A 19,682-nucleotide genomic window follows, 5' to 3' on the forward strand; every position below is an offset into this window, starting at 1 on the left:
GTGTAATCGGGAAGTCTCACGCCCCGGCCTTCTGGAACAGGGCATAGAACAGACCATCATGATCCTGCCCGGCACCGCTCGTTGGAAGAAGCTGGCCCGGCGCATCGAGTCGGACCGCGCCATGGCGCGCCGCGAAGGCGGCGGCCTGCGCTTCCGATTCCTGCGGCCAGAGCGAACATGTCACGAACAGCAATTTACCATCGGGCCGCAGCATCTGCCAAAGGTTGTCGAGTATTTTGGTGGAAAGTGTTGCAAGTTGGTGGGTATCGCTCTTGCGACGCAACCAACGGATGTCCGGATGGCGGCGCACGATGCCCGAGGCCGTGCACGGCACGTCGGCCAGGATGCGGTCGTATTGCACGCCGTCCCACCAGTCCGCGTTCTCGGCGGCGCCGGTCTTGACGGTGGCCTGCAGGCCCAGGCGCTGCAGGTTCTGGTCGACCCGCGCCAGGCGGCGGCCGTCCACATCGAGCGCGGTCAGGGCCACGTCGGCGGTCTCGAGGATGTGGCCGCTCTTGCCGCCGGGGGCCGCGCAGGCATCCAGCACGCGCATGCCGTCACGCAGGTCGAGCAGCGGCGCGGCCAGCTGGGCGCCGGCATCCTGGACCGACACCAGGCCCTGCTCGAAGCCCGGGATCTGGGCCACGTTCATGGCCTGGGCCAGACGCAGCGCGGACGGGCCGACGCGGCTCGCTTCGATGCCGCTTGCCGCCAGCGTCCGCAGGTAATCGTCGACGCTGGTCTTGCGCAGGTTGACGCGCAAGGTCAGCGGCGGCTGGCGGTTGCCGGCCAGGAGGATGTCCTGCCACTGCTGCGGATAGGCGCCCTGCACCGCATCGATCCACCACTGCGGGTAGTTCCAGCGCGCCGGCGGCTTCGACATCACGATGGCGCGCAGGCTGTCGCGCTCGCGCAGGAAGCGGCGCAGCACCGCGTTCACCATCGCCTTGGCATGGGCGAAATCCGGATGCGCGCCCGCCGCGCCGACCGCCTGGTCGACCACGGTGAAGGCTTCGTAGGGTGCCTGGCTGCCCTCCGGCGGATCGAGCAGCGCCAGCGCCGCGCACAGCAGGCCGGCCAGCATCGCCGGTTCCGGCGCCTTGCTCGTCATCAGGTCCAGCAGGGCTTCGCTGCGGCCCAGCTGGCGCATGCTGCGGTAGGCGATGTCCTGCATCGCGCCGCGCGCCTGCGGCGTGGCGTCGTAGGCCTGGAACACCTCGCCCAGCGCCTGCGGCAGCGCCGTGCCGGTGCGCACGCGGGCCAGGCTGCTGGCCGCGCCGAGCAGCGCGAAAGCCAGCGAATCGCCCTTCAGCGCCGGCCGGAAATCGAGCTGGGCCGGCACTTTCACCTCGTGGCTCTGGCGCAGGCGCGGCGCCTCGTCGATGCTCGATGGGGCTTTCGCCTGTGGGATCGGGGCCGGTGCCTTGGCCGGGGCTGGAGCCGGGCGCTTCTGCGGCGCGGGGCCGCGCGGCTGGTCGGTGCGGGGGCCGGCGCTCTTGCCCGGTCCTCCCTTGGCCTGGGGCCTTGCGGGCCCGGCGGGTTTGGCCTTGGCCTTGGGTTTCAGGGTGAGCGTCGGGCGCTTTTCAGTCATGGCGAATCGGACAATGCATAAAGACGCACATTGTAGCGGTTAAGCGTTGCGCAGGCTTAAACGAAGCTTTGGAGCAACAGCCAGAACGTATTCCGCGTTGCGTCAAACCAGTATAATGAAGGGTCCCCCAGATTTATTTCATTTTCGACCACAGCCCATGCTCGCCCAACAAAAACAAGAAATCGTTGCCCTGTTCCAGGCCGCCCTGGCCCCGATCGTCGAAGGCAGCGGTTTGACCCCGAATATTGCCCTCGAGCGCCCGCGCGACCCGACCCACGGCGACATCGCCTGCAACATCGCGATGCAGCTGGCCAAGCCGCTCAAGATGAATCCGCGCGAGCTGGCCACCCGCCTGCTCGCCGCCCTGCAGGCCGATCCGAAGGCGCAAGGCCTGATCGCCTCGGCCGAGATCGCGGGTCCGGGCTTCATCAACCTGCGCGTGGCCGACGCCGCCAAGCAGTCGGTGGTGCGCACCGTGCTGCAGCAGGGTGAAGCCTTCGGCCGCGGCGATGCCGGCGCCGGCCACCACGTGATCATCGAATTCGTCTCGGCCAACCCGACCGGCCCGCTGCACGTCGGCCACGGCCGCCAGGCCGCGCTGGGCGATTCGATGTCCGCGCTGTTCGAATCGCAGGGCCACAAGGTCACCCGCGAGTTCTACTACAACGATGCCGGCGTACAGATCGCCACCCTGGCGAACTCGGTGCAGGCACGCGCCCGCGGCTTCAAGCCGGGCGACGCCGAATGGCCGGAATCGGCCTACAACGGCGACTACATCCAGGACATCGCCGACGACTTCCTGGCCAAAAAGACCGTCGCCGCCAGCGACGGCCAGCCGGCCACCGCCTCCGGCGACGTCGACGACATCGAATCGATCCGCCGCTTCGCCGTCACCTACCTGCGCAACGAGCAGGACCAGGACCTGCAAGCCTTCGGCGTCAAGTTCGACAACTACTACCTCGAATCCTCGCTGTACAGCGACGGCAAGGTGGAAGCCGCCGTGCAGGCGCTGGTCGATGCCGGGGTCACCTACGAGCAGGACGGCGCCCTGTGGCTGAAGACCACCGACTACGGCGACGACAAGGACCGCGTGATGCGCAAGTCCGACGGTACCTACACCTATTTCGTGCCGGACGTCGCTTACCACATCCAGAAATTCCGCCGCGGCTTCGACCAGGCCATCAACGTCCAGGGCAGCGACCACCACGGCACCATCGCGCGCGTGCGCGCCGGCCTGCAGGCAGTAAATATTGGTATCCCGCGCGGTTATCCTGATTATGTGCTGCACAAGATGGTCACCGTCATGAAGAACGGCGAAGAGGTCAAGATCTCCAAGCGCGCCGGCTCCTACGTGACCGTGCGCGACCTGATCGAATGGTCGGGCAACGGCGACGTCACCCGCGGCCGCGATGCCGTGCGCTTCTTCCTCATCTCGCGCAAGGCCGACACCGAATTCGTGTTCGACGTCGACGTCGCCCTGGCCACCAACGACGAGAACCCGGTGTATTACGTGCAGTACGCCCACGCGCGTATCTGCTCGGCGCTGGCCAACTGGGGCGGCGACGTCGCCAGCCTGACGAACGCCGACCTGTCGCCGCTGACCCAGCCGCACGAGCAGTCGCTGCTGGCCAAGCTGGCCGCGTATCCGGAGATGCTGCAGCGCGCCCAGCAGGAACTCGGCCCGCACCAGGTCGCGTTCTACCTGCGCGAACTGGCCGGCGAACTGCACAGCTACTACTTCGCGCACAAGTGGCTGCTCGACGACGACGAAGCGCTGAAACTGGCACGCCTGGCCCTGGCCGTGGCTGTCCGCCAGGTGCTGCGCAACGGCCTGGCGCTGATCGGCGTCTCGGCCCCGGAAAAGATGTAATCAACGTTCACCTCAACAAGCAATGACCGCCTTCCGTTCCAGCACCAACCGCGCTTGTGCCCGCCAGCGCGGCAGCACGCTCACCGGCCTGATCATCGGCCTGATCGTCGGCCTCGGCATCGCCGTCGCCGTGGCCCTGACGATCACCAAGGGCGCTTCGCCGTTCACGGAGAAGATCGCCAAGTCCGGCCGTCCGGCCGACCCAGCCCCGGGCCAGGCCATGGACCCGAACAAGCCGATGTACAGCAGCCGCGAGGCGGTGCGTGAGGCGAACAAGGAAGTGACCGAGAAGGCGGCGGCGCGCAGCGCCAGGCCGGCCGAGCCGGCCGTCGCGGCGGCCCCGGCGCCGGTGGCACCTGCCGCACCGGCCGCTTCGGCGGACCCGCTGGGCCAGGCGATCGCCAGCATCGAGGCCCGTCAGCCGGGCGCATCGGCGCGCGACAGCCATCCGGTGGCGGCACCGGCCGCCGCACCCGCAGCGGCCGCCCCGGCGGCTGCGGCGGGTACCGGCGAATACGTCTACTTCCTGCAGGCCGGCGCCTTCCGCAACATGCCGGATGCGGAAGCGACCCGCGCCAAGCTGGCCCTGCTCGGCTTCGAAGCGGCGATCAGCGACAGCACCCGCGACAGCGGCGTCCTGCACCACGTGCGCCTCGGCCCGTACAACCAGGTCGAATCGATGAACAAGGCACGCGCCAAGCTGCTCGACAACGGTGTCGACGTCGCCATCGTGCGCAAGCAGCGCTGAGCGTGATGAGCGCCACGCCGCTGCGCGTGTTCATCACCGGCGCGTCCAGCGGCATCGGCGCGGCGCTGGCGCGCGAATACGCGGCCCGCGGCGCGGTCCTCGGCCTGCTGGGCCGGCGCCGCGCAGCGCTCGATGCCCTGATTGCCGCCCTCCCCCATCCGGAACGCCACCGCGCCTATGCGGTCGACGTCACCGACCACGCCGCGCTGGCGCAGGCCGCGCAGGATTTCATCGGCACGCACGGCACCGCCGACGTCGTGCTCGCCTCGGCCGGCATCTCCTACGGCACCCTGACCGAGCGGCTTGACGACCTGCCGCTGTTCGAATCCGTGTTCGCCACCAATCTCACGGCCACCATCGCCACCTTCGCCCCGTTCATCGAGACGATGAAGGCGGCCACAGGCCCGCGCCGGCTGGTGGCGATCGGCAGCATGGCGGGGATTCGCGGGATGAAAGGCGCCGGCGCCTACTGCGCCTCGAAGGCGGCGGTGCACAGCTATGCCGAATCGCTGCGCCTCGAAATGCGCCGCTACGGCATCCGGGTCGTGACCATTGCGCCCGGCTATATCGACACACCCATGACCAGTAATAACCACTTTCCCATGCCTTTCCTGATGCCGGCCGACCGCTTTGCCGCGCAAGCGCTGCGCGCCATCGATGCCGGCGCTTCCTTCCGTGTGATCCCCTGGCAGATGGACGTCGTCGCCCGCCTGCTGCGCCTGCTGCCGAATGGCCTGTTCGACCTGCTGTTCGCGCGTGCGCCGCAGAAGGCCAGAAAGGAGGCCGCATGAATGCGCAGCAGATCATGGCGCTGTCCCGGGCCGGCGTCGCGGTCGAAGTCGTGCCTGAAACCGGCTCGACCAACGTCGACCTCCTGGCCCGTGCATTCACACTGCAGGGGCCAGTCCTGCTGGTGGCCGAACACCAGACCGCCGGCCGCGGCCGCGCCGGGCGCAGCTGGCTGTCGAGCCCCGACCACTCCCTCACCTTCTCGCTGGCCTGGAAGTTCGGCGGCGGCCTGCAGTCGCTGACCGGCCTGCCGCTGGCGATCGGTACCGCGCTGGCCGAGACCCTCGGCCGGCTCGGCCAGCCGGTCCAGCTGAAGTGGCCGAACGATGTCCTGAAGGATGGCGACAAGCTGGCCGGCATCCTGGTCGAAACGGCATCCGCCGCCGACGGCGGGGTCTGGGCCGTGATCGGCATCGGCCTGAACCTGGCCATGCCGGACGAGCTGGAAGCGCAAATCGGCCGCTCGGTGGCCGCCGTGCCCTGGCTGGCACGCATGGAGCGCGACACCCTGCTGGCGGCGATCCTGGACGGTCTGGCAGAAGCGCTGCGCCTGTTCGACCAGGCCGGCTTCGGCGCCTTCAGCGCGCGCTGGAACCTGCTGCACGGCTGGCAGGGCCAGTTGGTCGTCATCCTCGACCGCGGCGAGGTCCTGCACGAAGGCCTGGCCGCCGGCGTCGACGATGCCGGGCGCCTGCTGCTCGACACGGAAAACGGGCGCATCGCCATCGTCGCCGGCGACGTTTCGCTGCGCATCAAGACATGAGGTCCGCGCCATGACGATGCTGCTGGTCGACGCCGGCAATACCCGGGTCAAGTGGGCCATCGCGCACGCGGATGCGGCGCCGGGCGAGTGGACCGCGCATGGCGCCGTGGTGCATGCGGAACTGGACGGTTTGAAAGACGCCTGGGCCGGCCACGGCGTCACGCGCGCCCTCGTTTCGAACGTGGCCGGCACGGCGATCCGCGAACGCCTGGCGGCCTTGCTGCCGCTGTCGCAACCCGAATGGTTCGGCGCCCGGCCCGAACTGGCCGGGCTGCGCAACCGCTATCGCAATCCGAGCCAGCTCGGCGCCGACCGCTTCGCCGCCGCGCTGGGCGCTCGCACCCTGGCGCCCGGCCAGGCGCTGGTGGTCGCCACCTGCGGCACCGCGACCACGGTCGACGGCGTGACAGCAGGCGGCGACTTCGTCGGCGGGATGATCCTGCCCGGCCTGGGCCTGATGCTGTCCTCGCTCGCACGCGGCACCGCCCAACTGCCCGACACCAGCGCGCAGGAAGCCCTGCCGCCGACCTTTGCCGACAACACGCTGGACGCGATCCGCGCCGGCTGCGTGGCGGCCCAGGCCGGCGCCATCGAGCGCGCCTTTGCCGCCCTGCCGGCCGCGCTGTGCATCGTCTCCGGCGGCGCGGCGGGCCACGTGGCGCCGGCGCTGTCGGTGCCGTACCGGATGCTGGATAATATCGTGCTGGTCGGCCTGCATGCGGCCGCCATCGCCTCCACTACACCATAGGGAAACGCCGTGTTGAGATTCGTCTTCTGGTCGCTGCTGTTCCTGAACGCCGCCCTGTTCGTCTACGCCCAGGGCTTCATGGGCTCGAGCAAGGGCAGCGAGGAAGAGCGCGCGCGCATCAAGCCCCAGCTCGAACCGGCCAGGCTGACCCTGCTGACCAGCGAACAGGCCGAGGCGGCAAAAGCGGCGCCGGTGGCCGCATCCGCAGCGGAAGCGGAAGCCAGCGCGCCGGCCGCGCAGCAAGAAGCGCCGGCCGAACCAGTGCCCGCCCCTGCGCCTGCGAAGCCGCTGGCCTGCATCGACGTCGGCACCTTCAGCGCCGGCGAATCGAAGCGCTTCGAATCGCGCCTGGCCTCGCTCGATCTGGGCGAGCGCCAGTCGCGCCAGGCCGTGCAGGCCCAGGACGTGACCAGCTACCTGGTGAACATCCCGCCGCAGGCGAGCAAGGACGCCGCCGAGCGCAAGGCCGGCGAACTGCGCGAACGGGGCGTCACCAATTTCTTCATCATGTCGGGCGATTCGCCCATGAAGTGGGCGATCTCGCTGGGCGTGTTCAAGACCGAGAGCGGAGCCCAGACCCTGCTGGCGCAGCTGAACAAGCAGGGCGTGCACAGCGCCCGCATCACGCCGCGCGGTCCCCAGACCACGCGCTACAGCTACCGCTTCCGCGATATCGAGGCGGCGCAGCGCGAGCGCATCGTGTCGGTGGCGGATGCGGTGTCGTCGGCGGAAGTCAAGAACTGCCGCTGAGCGGTCATCCGCCGGGAATTCGCTACACCCTTTGACGCCGGCAACCGGTATCGGCCGGCACGACCCCGGGGCGCAGTTTTCGAGACTTGCGCCATAGCGGCAACGGCGCCGGCATCCGGGTGCAAAGCCGGTGCTAGGATGCCTGCACACTCCACGTCCAGACCATCCTGATGCCGACGACCCGCCGCAGCTTTCTTGCCCAGTCCATGGGCGCCGCAGGGCTGCTCGCCCTGAATCCCCTCTCCGTACTGGCCCGTCCATCCTTCGTGATCGCCAATGTCAGTCAGCTCTATCCGGTCGAAGTGGCCCGCATCGCGGTTCCCGAATCGACCGAAGAAGTGGCGCGCGAAGTCGCGGCATGGAGCGGCAAGATAGCGGTCGGCGGAGGACGATACAGCATGGGCGGACAGACTGCGGCCGCTCTCGGGCTGCACCTCGACATGCGGCGGATGAACCGGCTGCTGCACTTCGACCGTATGGCGCGCACGGTGCGGGTACAGGCCGGCATGACCTGGCGCGACCTGCAGGACACCCTGGATCCCGCCGGTCTTTCGGTCAAGAGCATGCAAAGCTTTTCGAACTTTACGATCGGCGGCGCCGTGTCCGTCAACGCGCACGGCCGCTACACCGATACCGGTCCGGTAGGCAGCACTGTCAGGGCGCTGCGCGTCGTGTTGTCGGATGGTTCGGTCATCGACGCCAGCCCGAACGAGAACACGGAACTGTTCCGCGCCGCTGTCGGCGGATACGGCGCTGTTGGCGTGATCACGGAGGTGGAACTCGACCTGGCAGAGAACTGCCGCATCGAACGGCTCGTCGTGCCGCTGACACTGGCCACCTATCGTGCATACTTCACACGGCACGTCCGCGATGCGGCCGATGTCGTCATGCATAACGCAGACCTGCTGCCGCCCCATTTTGACGAGCCGATGGCCGTGACGTGGCGCCGCACTGAAAAACCGCTGACCGAAACGGCTCGCCTGGTCCCGCGCGGCCAGCGCTACCGCGCAAGCCGGACCGCCCTGGCGGTGGCGACGGAAGCGCCGCAGGGCGACCTCCTGGTCAGGTATGTGCTGCATCCCCTGATGCGCTCGAACGGCGTGGTGAAATGGCGGAACCATGAGGCGAGCCTGGACGTGAACGAGCTCGAGCCGGCATCACGCACGGTTTCCACCTATGCGCTGCAGGAGTACTTCGTGCCGGTGGCCCATTTTGAATCCTTCACGCGCGAGATGGCGGCACTGATCCGGAAGCATGATGCACAAGTGCTGAGCGTCTCCGTGCGACATGCGAAAGCCGATCCGGTCCCGCTACTGGCGTGGGCGAAAGAGGAAGTGTTTTCCTTCGTGGTCTATTACAAACAACAGACCAGTGCGGCGGCATGTACCGCTGTGGGCGAGTGGACGCGGGCGATGATCGCGTCGGCCCTGCGTCACGGCGGCCGCTATTATCTTCCCTATCAGCTGCATGCCACGAGAGCGCAGTTCGAACAGGCCTATCCCGAGATCGAAGCGCTCAGGCGCGTGAAGCATAGGCTGGACCCCGCCGGCAAATTCTCGAACGCGATGTGGGCCAGGTATCTTTGAATCAGCGCCGCACGACGATCGGCTTCAAGCCCAGCGACGAAGGCAGCGCCCGCATCGCCTCCTGCGCCATCGCACGGGTCTCGAACGGGCCGCTGTAAAGGCGGTTGACGGCACCCGAACGCACCACTTCCAGCGCCTGCGCGACGCCGGACTTCTTCAGCATCTCGCCGATCTCTTCGGCCTTGCCTTCGCGGCCGTAGGCGCCCAGCTGCAGGTAAAAGCCCGACTTGACGGCGGCCGGCTTGGCCGCGGCATCCGGACGCGCCACCGCGGCGCTGTCCATCGCGACCCGGTCTTCCAGCATCAGCGCGGCGATTTCGGACGGTGCCGGCGCGGTCTGCGCGGCCGAGGTGGCGGCGCGGCGCACGGTGGCGATGCGGGTCGGATCGTCCGGGAACAGGCGCTCGACCTCGACCTGGTGGCTGCCCTTGCCCAGCAGGCCGAGCTTGAGCGCGGCCGTGTACGAGACGTCGACGATGCGGTCGGAATGGAAGGGGCCGCGGTCGTTGATGCGCACCACCACCGACTTGCCGGTTTCCAGGCTCGTGATGCGGGCGTAGGACGGGATCGGCAGCGTCGGGTGCGCGGCCGTCATCTTGTACATGTCGTAGGCTTCGCCCGACGAGGTGCGCTGGCCGTGGAACTTCACGCCATACCAGCTGGCGACGCCGCGCTGGCTGAACGGCTCGTCGTTGAGCAGGGGCGTGTAGGTCTGGCCGAAAACCGAGTACGGCCGGTTGGCGAACTTGGCATAGGGTTCGTATTTGACGAGCGCATCGGGCAGGTCCTGCAGGCCGGGCGGCGGATTGTCGCCGGGGCCGTCGTCCTGGTAATAGCCGCCGCGGCCGGAGCCGGCTTTGGGCAGCTTCGGGAGCTTGGGGTCGATATCGCCGTGCCGCGTCGCCACTTTGTGCTTCCAGGGCAGCGGAATCAGGCTTTTGTGTTCGCCGTCGCCGGTTGTACCGCAACCGGTCATCAGCGCAGCCGAGGCTATCGCGATGACCGCTGGCACAAATCGGCCTCGCAATGCGCGAGCGGCCATCGCGTTGTCTTTCATGTCAGGTCTGCACCAGTTTGCGGTGTCTTTGAATACTCATCAATATACCACTGCCGAGCCCCAAAGTAATCAACGCTGTGCCGCCATAGCTCATGAAAGGCAGCGGAACCCCGACCACCGGCAGGATGCCGCTGACCATACCCATATTGACGAAGGCATAGACGAAGAACATCATCGCGATCGATCCCGCAAGCAGGCGCGTGAACAGGTTCGGTGCGTTCGCCGCGATCATCATGCTGCGCCCGATCAAGAGCAGATATAAGAACAACAGGATCAGGTTGCCGACCAGGCCGAATTCTTCCGAGTACACCGAGAAAATGAAGTCGGTGGTGCGCTCCGGGATGAACTCCAGGTAGGCCTGCGTGCCCTTCAGATAGCCCTTGCCGGTCACGCCGCCGGAGCCGATCGCAATCGTCGACTGGATGATGTGGAAACCCTTGCCGAGCGGGTCGGACGTCGGGTCGATCAGCGTCATCACGCGCTCGCGCTGGTAATCGTGCAGCATCGACCAGGCCACCGGCAGGCCGGCGCAACCGGCCGAGAACAGCGCCAGCAGCGCCTTCCACGACAGGCCGGCCAGGAAGATCACCCAGAAACCCGCGGTGCCGACCAGCAGCGCGGTGCCGAGGTCGGGCTGCCTGACGATCAGGCCGAACGGGATCAGGAGCAGGATTGCGGCGATGATGAAATTCTGCCATTTCATGAAACCGGCGCGGCTCTGGAAATACCAGGCCAGCATCAGCGGCGTGGCGATCTTCAGGATCTCGGAAGGCTGGATGTCGATGCCCAGGTGCAGCCAGCGCCGCGCGCCCTTCTTGATGGTGCCGAACAGCGCCACCGCCACCAACAGCGCCACGCCGAAGGTATAAATCGGCACCGCGAGCCGCAACAGCATTTGCGGCGGGATGTTCGCCGCGATCCACATCACGGTGAAGGACAGGATGATGTTGCGCATCTGGCCTTCCATGCGGCCCGGGAAGTCGTGGCCGGCCGAGCTCATGGTCAGGGTGCCGACCGAGAACAGCAGGAACAGGATCATGGCCAGCGGGCCGTCGAACACCAGCAGGTAAGGTTTCAGGCGCCGGCTCAGCGAGCGCCGTTCGGGGATATGTGCCGGCATCGCTTACTCCTTGTTGCCCGGGGTTTCACCGCCCGGCGGCTTGGGCAGGCCGGCGTGCGGCCCGAAGGCTTCCTCGGGCACCGCCAGGTCTTCCTTCTGCACGGCCGCACTCGGCACCGGCTTGGCCTTCTCGCCCGGACGCTTGCCCAGCAGGTAGTAGTCGAGCGCCTTGCGCACGATCGGCGCCGCGTAGGTCGCGCCGAAGCCGGCGTTCTCGACCACCATCGCGATCGCGATCTTCGGCTTGTCGGCCGGGGCGAAAGCGGTGAACAGCGCGTTGTCGCGCAGGCGTTCCGGGGTCATGTTGTGGTTGTACTTGGCGCCTTTCAGGCCGACCACCTGGGCGGTACCGGTCTTGCCGCCGGCGACATAACCGGCGTTCTGGAAGGCCCTGAAACCGGTGCCGCTCTGGTCGCTCATCACGCCCACCATGGCGCGCTTGATGATGTCGATGTTTTCCTGCTTGAGCGGGATGCGGCCGGATTCCTTCGGCACCGTGAGCGTGCGCTGCTTGGTACCGCCGTCTTCCAGGATCTTGACCAGGTGCGGCTTCATGATCACGCCGTTGTTCGCCAGCGTCGATACCGCGTGCGCCAGCTGCAGCATGGTGTAGCTGTTGAAGCCCTGGCCGATGCTGATCGAGATGGTGTCGCCGCCGACCCACTTCTGGGCGGCGCGGTTCTTCTTGAAGCGTTCGCGCTTCCACTCCTGCGAAGGCAGCACGCCGCCTTTCTCGTGCTCGAGGTCGATGCCGGTCGGCGAACCGAAGCCGAACTGCCTCATGAAGCCGCTGATGGCGTCGATGCCCATATCGTTGCCGAGCTGGTAGTAGTAGGTATCGCAGGACATCACGATCGAACGGTACATGTCGATGTAGCCGTGGCCGCCGGGTTTGTCGTCGTTGAAGCGGTGCCCGCCCAGCATGTAGAAGCCGGCGTCGTTGATGCCCTGCTCAGGCCTGCGCTTGCCCAGTTCGAGGGCGGCCAGCGCCATGAAGGGCTTGAAGGTCGAGCCGGGCGGATAGGTGCCCGACAGCGGACGGTTCATCAGCGGACGGTCGAGCGAGGTATTCAGCTCGTTCCAGCTCTGCGAGTCGATACCGTCGACGAACAGGTTGGGGTCGAAGCCCGGCCGCGACACGTAAGCCAGCACGTCGCCGGTTTCCGGTTCGATCGCCACCAGCGCGCCGCGGAAGTCGCCGAAGGCTTCCTCGATCACCTTCTGCAGTTCGATGTCGATCGACAGCACCAGGTTCGTGCCCGGCACCGGCGGCGTGCGCGACAGCGTGCGGATCGCGCGGCCGCCGGCCGAGCGCTCGACTTCCTCGTAACCGGTCACGCCATGCAGCTGCTTTTCGTAGCTCTTCTCCAGGCCTTCCTTGCCGATATGGTCGGTGCCGTTGTAGTTGGCCGCGTCCTCGCCTTCTTCGATCGCCTTGGCTTCTTTCTGGTTGATGCGGCCGATGTAGCCCAGCACGTGCGAAGCGATCTCGCCCAGCGGGTACTGGCGGAACAGGCGCGCCTGCACCTCGACGCCCGGGAAACGGAAGCGCTGCGCGGTGAAGCGCGCGACTTCGTCGTCGGTCAGGCGGGTGCGGATCGGCACGCTGGCGAAGTTCTTCGACTCTTCCAGCAGACGCTTGAAGCGCTTGCGGTCCTTGGCTTCGATGGTGACCAGCTTGGACAGCTCGTCGATCACCGAATCCATGTTCGCTTCCAGCTTGGAGGGCGTGATCTCCAGCGTGTAGGCCGAGTAGTTGCTGGCCAGGACCACGCCATTGCGGTCCAGGATCAGGCCTCGGTTCGGGACGATCGGCACCAGCGCGATGCGGTTGTCCTCGGCCTGGGCCATGTACTGGTTGTGCTTGACCACCTGCAGCCAGACGAAGCGGGCCACCAGCAGGCCGAAGCAGATGAACACGAGCACCACCAGCGCCGACAGGCGCATACGGAAGTGGTGGATCTCGCGATCGCTGTCTTTAATTTCGGTCATGCGACTAGATCAGATTGGACGCGTATGGTCTTTGTCCACCGCGCGGCGCTGCGGCGCCAGCAGCAGCCAGGTAATGGCCGGCCACAGGGCGACTGCGATCACGCTCTCGATGAAGTGCAGCCAGCCCGGGAAGCGCCCGGTCACGGCAAAGCGCACCATCACCTGGATTGCCTGCGTCATCAGCAGCAGCGGGAACACGTGCATCGCCTGCGTCACCAGCGGGAACCACAGCACGCGGCGGTGGATCATGATCGCCAGATAGGATAGCAGCGTGTAGGCCAGCGCGTTCTCGCCAAGCAGCGTGGCGTCGTGCACGTCCATCAGCAGGCCCATCGAAAAGGCGATGCCGATGCCGACCTTGCGCGGCTGATGGATGCCCCAGAACACCAGCACCAGCGCGACGAAGTCCGGCGCGCCGATCCAGCGCCCCCAGGGCATCAGGTTGAGCATGAAAGCGCAGATCAGGCTGAACGCGATGAACAGCGGGCTGACCGGCAGCAGGATGTAATGCGGACGGTTCGGCATCAGGCGCCCTCCCCGGTCCGTGCGGCCGGCTGGCGCGCAGAGGTGTTGGCAGCCGGCGGCGTGGTCGTTGGCGGCGGCACGGTGCGGGCCGGCGCGGCGGGACGGTTCTGCGTGGCCGGTGCGGTTCCGGCCGGTGTCGTCGCTGCCGGTGCCTTAGCCGCCGGTGCGGTTGCCGCCGGCGCGGTGCCAGGACGTGCGGTACCAGGACGCGCAGTGCCCGGCGCGGCGGTGGCCGGTGCCGTCGCCGCAGCCGGTGCGGTAGCGGTCGGCGCAGTGCTGCCGGGTGCGGCAGCTGTACCCGCAACAGCGGCAGGCGGCTGGGCCGGCGGCAGCGGCTGCGCAGGCAGCGGCGGCAGCGGAATCGGCGCCATCTTCGGCAGATTGCGGCGCGAGGTGTTGTTGCCGTTGTTCTTGGGCCCCTCCGCGGGCGGACGCGGTACCGCCTGCTGGTCGGACATCACGATCAGCAGCTGGCGGTGGCGGTCGATGCCGGCCAGCGGCTGGCACACCACGCGGCCGAAGGCGCCCTGGGCCACGCTCTCGACCTGGGTCACCTTGGCAACCGCCAGGCCGGCCGGGTACATGCCGTCCAGGCCGGACGTGACCAGCACGTCGCCGACCACGATGTCGGCGTTTGGTGCGACGAAGCGCAGGTCGAGCTGGCCGGACTGGCCGCGGCCGTAGGCGACGCTACGCAAGCCGTTCCTCAGCACCTGCACCGGAATCGCCTGCTCCTTGTCGGTCAGCAGCGTGACTTCGGAAGTGAACGGGAATACGCGCGTGACCTGGCCGACCACGCCGGCGTTGTCGATCACGGGCAGGCCGAGCTTGACGCCGTTCTGCGAGCCGCGGTCGAGCACCACGCGGCGCGTCGACGGGTCGCGGGCGTCGTACAGGATCTCGCTCATCATCGAGCGCACCGGCAGGTGTTCGCGCGCTTCCATCAGCTTGCGCAGGTGGCCGTTCTCGGCCATCTGGAGCTGGGCCTGCTGCATGGCCTGGGCCATCGCCACCTGCTGGCTCTTGAGATCGCGGACCTCTTTCTGCAACGCGGAAATCGAGGAGAAATAGCTGCCCATGTTGCTCATCGCATCGCGCGGCATCAGGGCGACCATCTGGAGAGGATAAAGGACCGTCGCCGCCACCTGGCGGACCGACGTGAGCGTATGAAACCGCGCGTCGACGACAAGCAGGGCGATCGAGATCAGAGCGAACACCGTCACCTTGACCCTGGCGGGAGCGCCTTGCTTGAAGAGCGGCGGAGGACTGTATTCCATGACTTCCAATAATGAGGGCGACCGCTCCGGAAACTACCGGCCGCCGACGTGAAGACACACTGGCATTACACAAAACAGGATAGGCGGAGCGATCCGCGTATCCTGCTTTCGGTTTTCTTATCTGCCGGCTTACTCGTACGAGAAGATCGAACCCAGCTTGTCCATGCGCTCGAGCGCCATGCCCGAACCGCGCACCACGCAGGTCAGCGGATCTTCCGCGACCAGCACCGGCAGGCCGGTTTCTTCCATCAGCAGGCGGTCCAGGTCGCGCAGCAGCGCGCCGCCGCCGGTCAGCATCATGCCCTTCTCGGCGATGTCGGCGCCCAGTTCCGGCGGTGCCATCTCGAGCGCGTTCTTGACGGCGGAGACGATGTTGTTCAGCGGGTCGGTCAGGGCTTCCAGGATTTCGTTGCTCGAGATGGTGAAGGAGCGCGGGATGCCTTCCGACAGATTGCGGCCCTTGACTTCCATTTCCTTGACTTCGGAACCCGGGAAGGCCGAACCGATGGCCTTCTTGATCGACTCGGCGGTCTGTTCGCCGATCAGCATGCCGTAGTTGCGGCGGATGTAGTTGACGATGGCTTCGTCGAACTTGTCGCCGCCCACGCGCACCGAACCCTTGTACACCATGCCGCCCAGCGAGATGATGCCGACTTCGGTGGTACCGCCGCCGATGTCGACCACCATCGAGCCGGTCGCTTCCGATACCGGCAGGCCGGCACCGATCGCGGCCGCCATCGGCTCTTCGATCAGGTAGACCTGGCGGGCACCGGCGCCCAGCGCCGATTCGCGGATCGCGCGGCGCTCGACCTGGGTCGAACCGCAGGGCACGCAGATGATGATGCGCGGCGAAGGACGCAGGAACTTGGAGTCGTGCACCATGCGGATGAACTGCTTCAGCATCTGCTCGGTGACGGTGAAGTCGGCGATCACGCCATCCTTCATCGGGCGGATGGCTTCTATATTGCCCGGCACCTTGCCGAGCATCTGTTTCGCTTCCTTGCCGACTGCCTGGATCGTCTTCTTGCCGTTCGGGCCGCCTTCCTGGCGGATCGCGACGACCGAGGGTTCATCCAGCACGATGCCCTGGCCGCGGACATAGATCAGGGTATTCGCGGTACCCAGGTCGATCGCCAGATCGTTCGAAAAAAGTTGCGTAACAAAACCAAACATGTGTGTCCTGATGCGCATCCAAGTGCGCCTAAAGCGGACCTTGCCTGAGCAAGATCCCAAACATTAATCGGGGAATCCTCGCCGCGATTGATGAATCCGCACCGCGGGCTTTCATGCGCGGTCCGTCTGCTTTCGGCGCCGGAGAACGCATTAGCCCGCCATTCTACCTTATAATTTGCCGATTAAACGCTGAAAAACGGGTGGATTCGCCCCTATATCAGACTGCGAGTTCGACGGCATTAGCAAGCATTTATCAGCTTTAGCACGCCGTTAACCAAATTTCATTATTCGCACAACCATCCTTGAACGCGGCCTGAAGCCGCGCCTTATGCCATGTCCCTGACTCTCTCAGACGTAAAACGGATCGCCAACCTGGCCCAGCTCGATATGATTGATGCCCACGCCGAGATCGCGCTGACCGAATTGAACGGCATTTTCGCCCTGGCCGAGCAGATGCGGGCGGTCGATACCACCGGCGTCGAGCCGCTGTCGCAGCCGCTGGCCGCCATCCTGCCGCTGCCGCTGCGCCTGCGCGAAGACGTGGTCTCGGAAGAAGACCGCCGCGCCGATTACCAGGCGCCCGCCCCGAAAGCCCAGGACGGTTTGTACCTGGTGCCGAAAGTCATCGAATAAACAAAGCTGGGGATTTTCTGAATTATGCATAACAAGACTATCAAGGAGCTCTCGACGCTCCTGCATTCGAAACAGATCTCGTCGACCGAGCTGACCCGGCACTACCTCGACCGTATCGCGGCAAGCCAGCACAACGCCTTCCTGCACGTCGATGCCGAGCTGTCGCTGGCCCAGGCCAAGGCGGCCGACGCGCGCTTCGCGGAAGGTTCGGCCGGCCCGCTGACCGGCATCCCGATCGCGCACAAGGACATCTTCGTCACCAAAGGCTGGCGCTCGACCGCCGCCTCGAAGATGCTGGGCAACTATGTCAGCCCCTTCGACGCGACCGTGGTCACGAAGTTCGGCGACGCCGGCATGGTCACGCTCGGCAAGCTCAACTGCGACGAGTTCGCGATGGGCTCGGCCAACGAAAACTCGGCCTTCGGCGCGGTGCAGAACCCGTGGGATACGCTGGCCGTGCCGGGCGGCTCGTCGGGCGGCTCCGCTGCCGCGATCGCCGCGCGCCTGGCGCCGGCCGCCACCGGCACCGACACCGGCGGCTCGATCCGCCAGCCGGCCGCCTTCTGCGGCATCACCGGCATCAAGCCGACCTACGGCCGCGTGTCGCGCTTCGGCATGATCGCCTTCGCCTCCTCGCTCGACCAGGGCGGCCCGATGGCCCGCACCGCCGAGGATTGCGCGCTGCTGCTGAACGAGATGGTCGGCTTCGACGAGCGCGATTCGACCAGCCTCACCGCCGAACAGGGCAATGCCCGCGAAGATTTCACGCGCGAGCTGAATCAACCGCTCACCGGCCTGCGCATCGGCGTGCCGAAAGAATACTTCGGCGAAGGCCTGGCGGCCGACGTCGAGCAGGCCGTGCGCGCCGCACTCGACCAGTTCGTCAAGCTCGGCGCCACCCTGGTCGAGATCTCGCTGCCCAAGACGTCGCTGTCGATCCCGGTCTACTACATCATCGCCCCGGCCGAGGCCTCGTCCAACCTGTCGCGCTTCGACGGCGTCCGCTACGGCTACCGCACGCCGGAGTACAAGGACCTGCAGGACATGTACAAGAAAACGCGCGCGGAAGGCTTCGGCAAGGAAGTCCAGCGCCGCATCATGGTCGGCACCTACGTGCTGTGCCACGGCTACTACGACGCCTACTACGTGCAGGCGCAGAAGATCCGCCGCCTGATCGCGGACGACTTCCAGGCCGCCTTCAAGGACAAGTGCGATGTCATCATGGGCCCGGTGGCCCCGACCGTGGCCTGGGACCTGGGTTCGAAATCGGATGATCCGGTCGCCAACTACCTGGCCGACATCTTCACGCTGTCGACCAGCCTGGCGGGCCTGCCCGGCATGTCGATCCCGGTCGGCTTTGGTGCCGGCGAGAAGAACGGCAAGCGCCCGGTCGGCCTGCAGATCATCGGTAACTATTTTGCCGAAGCCAAGCTGCTGAACATCGCGCACCAGTACCAACTTGCCACCGACTGGCACCAGCGCGCCCCGGAAGGCGTCTAATGAGACGTGGGCACGGGGTGCCCACCCTACCGGAAACGAACCGTAGGGTGGGCTCTCCGAGCCCACGCAAGCCGGCACAGACAACAAGAGAGAACACTATGCAATGGGAAGTCGTCATCGGTCTTGAGAACCACGTCCAGCTCACGACCAATTCGAAAATCTTCAGCGGCAGCTCGATCCGTTTCGGCGCCGAGCCGAACACGCAGGCCAGCCCGGTCGACCTGGCGCTGCCGGGCGTGCTGCCGGTGCTGAACCGCGGCGCCGTCGAACGCGCCATCCGCTTCGGCCTGGCGGTCGGCGCCAAGATCGCGCCGCGCTCGGTGTTCGCGCGCAAGAACTACTTCTACCCCGACCTGCCGAAGGGCTACCAGATCAGCCAGTTCGAGGACCCGGTGGTCCAGGGCGGCACCATCAGCTTCGCCTACGAGAAGGACGGCAAGATGGTCACCAAGACCGTCAACCTGACCCGGGCTCACCTGGAAGAGGATGCCGGTAAATCGCTGCACGAAGACTATGCCGGCATGAGCGGCATCGACCTGAACCGCGCCGGCACGCCGCTGCTGGAGATCGTCTCCGAGCCGGAAATGCGCAGCGCGAACGAGGCGGTGGCCTATGCCAAGGCCCTGCACTCGCTGGTGATGTGGCTGGGCGTCTGTGACGGCAACATGCAGGAAGGTTCCTTCCGCTGCGACGTCAACGTCTCGGTGCGCCCGGTCGGCCAGAAGGAATTCGGCACCCGCTGCGAGATCAAGAACCTGAACTCCTTCCGCTTCATGGAAGAGGCGATCCACTACGAAGTGCGGCGCCAGATCGAGCTGATCGAAGACGGCGGCAAGGTGATCCAGGCGACCCGCCTGTGGGACCCGGACAAGAAGGAAACGCGTTCGATGCGCACCAAGGAAGACGCGCAGGACTACCGCTACTTCCCGGACCCGGACCTGCCGCCCCTGATGATCTCGCAGGACTGGATCGACCGCGTGAAGGCCGACATGCCGGAACTGCCGGCCGCGATGCGCGAGCGCTTCGTGGGCGACTACGGCCTGCCGGAATACGATGCGCTGATCCTGACCTCGTCGCAGGCGATGGCCAACTACTACGAAGCGGTGGTTGCCAAGGGCGGCAAGGAAAACGCCAAGGCCGCCGCCAACTGGATGATGGGCGACGTCTCCTCGGCCCTGAACCGCGCCGACCTCGACATCGTCGATTCGCCGGTCGAGGCATCGCAGCTGGCCCTGCTGCTGAAGCGCATTGCCGACGGCACGATCTCGAACAACGCCGCCAAGAAGGTGTTCAGCCTGATGTGGGAAGCCGGTTCGGAGGACGAGAACCTGGCCGACGTCATCATCGAGCGCGAAGGCCTGAAGCAGATCTCGGATACCGGCGCGATCGAAGCGATCGTCGACGAAGTCCTGGCCAACAATGCGAAATCGGTCGAGCAGTACCGCGCCGGCAAGGAAGCGGCGATCAACGCGCTGATCGGCCAGTGCATGAAGGCCTCGAAGGGCAAGGCCAATCCGGCGCAGGTGACTGAGCTGTTGAAGAAGAAGCTGGCTGGCTGAT

General features: G+C 66.4%; 17 protein-coding genes. 10 read left to right on the forward strand and 7 right to left on the reverse strand.

What is annotated here, in order from left to right:
* Positions 1–16 precede the first annotated feature (16 nt).
* Positions 17–1,591 carry a 16S rRNA (cytosine(967)-C(5))-methyltransferase RsmB gene (gene rsmB, locus NX782_RS22195; protein WP_258847669.1) on the reverse strand — a complete coding sequence of 525 codons (1,575 nt, stop codon included), beginning with the start codon at positions 1,589–1,591 and terminating at the stop codon, positions 17–19.
* A 157-nt stretch (positions 1,592–1,748) separates the two neighbouring features.
* Here rsmB and argS point away from each other — a divergent pair, with 157 nt between their 5' ends.
* The 7 genes from argS (at position 1,749) to NX782_RS22230 (ending at position 8,845) form a co-directional block, all read left to right on the forward strand.
* Positions 1,749–3,461, forward strand: a complete 1,713-nt coding sequence (gene argS, locus NX782_RS22200; RefSeq protein ID WP_258847670.1) for an arginine--tRNA ligase — start codon at positions 1,749–1,751, stop codon at positions 3,459–3,461.
* A gap of 22 nt (positions 3,462–3,483) precedes the next feature.
* Complete coding sequence (locus NX782_RS22205) at positions 3,484–4,209, forward strand: SPOR domain-containing protein (RefSeq protein ID WP_258847671.1); 726 nt, start codon at positions 3,484–3,486, stop codon at positions 4,207–4,209.
* 5 nt (positions 4,210–4,214) lie between these two features.
* Complete coding sequence (locus tag NX782_RS22210; RefSeq protein ID WP_258847672.1) at positions 4,215–5,000, forward strand: SDR family oxidoreductase; 786 nt, start codon at positions 4,215–4,217, stop codon at positions 4,998–5,000.
* Complete coding sequence (locus NX782_RS22215) at positions 4,997–5,761, forward strand: biotin--[acetyl-CoA-carboxylase] ligase (RefSeq protein ID WP_258847673.1); 765 nt, start codon at positions 4,997–4,999, stop codon at positions 5,759–5,761. Before NX782_RS22210 ends, NX782_RS22215 begins: the two co-directional genes overlap by 4 nt.
* A gap of 16 nt (positions 5,762–5,777) precedes the next feature.
* Positions 5,778–6,509, forward strand: coding sequence for a type III pantothenate kinase (locus tag NX782_RS22220; RefSeq protein WP_258847708.1), 732 nt, complete (start codon positions 5,778–5,780; stop codon positions 6,507–6,509).
* Between the two features lie 9 nt (positions 6,510–6,518).
* Entirely contained in the window at positions 6,519–7,259 is a 741-nt protein-coding gene (locus NX782_RS22225; protein ID WP_258847674.1) for an SPOR domain-containing protein, read from the forward strand.
* Between the two features lie 170 nt (positions 7,260–7,429).
* Positions 7,430–8,845, forward strand: coding sequence for an FAD-binding oxidoreductase (locus NX782_RS22230; RefSeq protein WP_258847675.1), 1,416 nt, complete (start codon positions 7,430–7,432; stop codon positions 8,843–8,845).
* Position 8,846: 1 nt separating this feature from the next.
* On the opposite strand, the gene NX782_RS22235 is transcribed toward NX782_RS22230, so the two are convergent.
* From NX782_RS22235 to NX782_RS22260, 6 genes are all read right to left on the reverse strand, one after another.
* A complete protein-coding gene (locus tag NX782_RS22235) occupies positions 8,847–9,857 on the reverse strand; it encodes a septal ring lytic transglycosylase RlpA family protein (RefSeq protein ID WP_258847676.1) in 1,011 nt (336 codons plus the stop codon).
* Positions 9,858–9,903: 46 nt separating this feature from the next.
* Positions 9,904–11,022: a rod shape-determining protein RodA gene (gene rodA, locus NX782_RS22240; protein ID WP_258847677.1), complete on the reverse strand. Its 1,119-nt coding sequence runs from the start codon at positions 11,020–11,022 to the stop codon at positions 9,904–9,906.
* Between the two features lie 3 nt (positions 11,023–11,025).
* Positions 11,026–13,014: a penicillin-binding protein 2 gene (gene mrdA / locus NX782_RS22245; RefSeq protein WP_258847678.1), complete on the reverse strand. Its 1,989-nt coding sequence runs from the start codon at positions 13,012–13,014 to the stop codon at positions 11,026–11,028.
* A gap of 9 nt (positions 13,015–13,023) precedes the next feature.
* Positions 13,024–13,539 (reverse strand): rod shape-determining protein MreD, encoded by a 516-nt coding sequence (gene mreD / locus NX782_RS22250; RefSeq protein ID WP_258847679.1) that lies wholly within the window; start codon positions 13,537–13,539, stop codon positions 13,024–13,026.
* A complete protein-coding gene (gene mreC / locus NX782_RS22255) occupies positions 13,539–14,816 on the reverse strand; it encodes a rod shape-determining protein MreC (protein WP_258847680.1) in 1,278 nt (425 codons plus the stop codon). The genes mreD and mreC overlap by 1 nt, the downstream gene beginning before the upstream one ends.
* A gap of 129 nt (positions 14,817–14,945) precedes the next feature.
* On the reverse strand, positions 14,946–15,989 hold the full coding sequence (locus tag NX782_RS22260) for a rod shape-determining protein (RefSeq protein WP_047827025.1): 1,044 nt from the start codon (positions 15,987–15,989) through the stop codon (positions 14,946–14,948).
* 333 nt (positions 15,990–16,322) lie between these two features.
* Here NX782_RS22260 and gatC point away from each other — a divergent pair, with 333 nt between their 5' ends.
* The 3 genes from gatC to gatB are packed head-to-tail and all read left to right on the forward strand — an operon-like array spanning position 16,323 to position 19,681.
* Positions 16,323–16,622, forward strand: a complete 300-nt coding sequence (gatC, locus tag NX782_RS22265; protein ID WP_258847681.1) for an Asp-tRNA(Asn)/Glu-tRNA(Gln) amidotransferase subunit GatC — start codon at positions 16,323–16,325, stop codon at positions 16,620–16,622.
* A gap of 24 nt (positions 16,623–16,646) precedes the next feature.
* Positions 16,647–18,122 (forward strand): Asp-tRNA(Asn)/Glu-tRNA(Gln) amidotransferase subunit GatA, encoded by a 1,476-nt coding sequence (gatA, locus tag NX782_RS22270; protein ID WP_258847682.1) that lies wholly within the window; start codon positions 16,647–16,649, stop codon positions 18,120–18,122.
* Complete coding sequence (gatB, locus tag NX782_RS22275) at positions 18,122–19,681, forward strand: Asp-tRNA(Asn)/Glu-tRNA(Gln) amidotransferase subunit GatB (RefSeq protein ID WP_258847683.1); 1,560 nt, start codon at positions 18,122–18,124, stop codon at positions 19,679–19,681. Before gatA ends, gatB begins: the two co-directional genes overlap by 1 nt.
* Position 19,682: the final 1 nt, after the last annotated feature.

Origin of the sequence: Massilia norwichensis, assembly GCF_024753245.1 — a bacterium.
Taxonomy (GTDB): Bacteria; Pseudomonadota; Gammaproteobacteria; order Burkholderiales; family Burkholderiaceae_D; genus Telluria; species Telluria norwichensis.

Bases quoted from the DNA above. Each gene is read 5' to 3' on its own strand.
- rsmB (WP_258847669.1), bottom strand. From the start codon at position 1,591: ATGACTGAAAAGCGCCCGACGCTCACCCTGAAACCCAAGGCCAAGGCC.
- argS (WP_258847670.1), top strand. From the start codon at position 1,749: ATGCTCGCCCAACAAAAACAAGAAATCGTTGCCCTGTTCCAGGCCGCC.
- NX782_RS22205 (WP_258847671.1), top strand. From the start codon at position 3,484: ATGACCGCCTTCCGTTCCAGCACCAACCGCGCTTGTGCCCGCCAGCGC.
- NX782_RS22210 (WP_258847672.1), top strand. From the start codon at position 4,215: ATGAGCGCCACGCCGCTGCGCGTGTTCATCACCGGCGCGTCCAGCGGC.
- NX782_RS22215 (WP_258847673.1), top strand. From the start codon at position 4,997: ATGAATGCGCAGCAGATCATGGCGCTGTCCCGGGCCGGCGTCGCGGTC.
- NX782_RS22220 (WP_258847708.1), top strand. From the start codon at position 5,778: ATGCTGCTGGTCGACGCCGGCAATACCCGGGTCAAGTGGGCCATCGCG.
- NX782_RS22230 (WP_258847675.1), top strand. From the start codon at position 7,430: ATGCCGACGACCCGCCGCAGCTTTCTTGCCCAGTCCATGGGCGCCGCA.
- rodA (WP_258847677.1), bottom strand. From the start codon at position 11,022: ATGCCGGCACATATCCCCGAACGGCGCTCGCTGAGCCGGCGCCTGAAA.
- mrdA (WP_258847678.1), bottom strand. From the start codon at position 13,014: ATGACCGAAATTAAAGACAGCGATCGCGAGATCCACCACTTCCGTATG.
- mreD (WP_258847679.1), bottom strand. From the start codon at position 13,539: ATGCCGAACCGTCCGCATTACATCCTGCTGCCGGTCAGCCCGCTGTTC.
- mreC (WP_258847680.1), bottom strand. From the start codon at position 14,816: ATGGAATACAGTCCTCCGCCGCTCTTCAAGCAAGGCGCTCCCGCCAGG.
- NX782_RS22260 (WP_047827025.1), bottom strand. From the start codon at position 15,989: ATGTTTGGTTTTGTTACGCAACTTTTTTCGAACGATCTGGCGATCGAC.
- gatC (WP_258847681.1), top strand. From the start codon at position 16,323: ATGTCCCTGACTCTCTCAGACGTAAAACGGATCGCCAACCTGGCCCAG.
- gatA (WP_258847682.1), top strand. From the start codon at position 16,647: ATGCATAACAAGACTATCAAGGAGCTCTCGACGCTCCTGCATTCGAAA.
- gatB (WP_258847683.1), top strand. From the start codon at position 18,122: ATGAGACGTGGGCACGGGGTGCCCACCCTACCGGAAACGAACCGTAGG.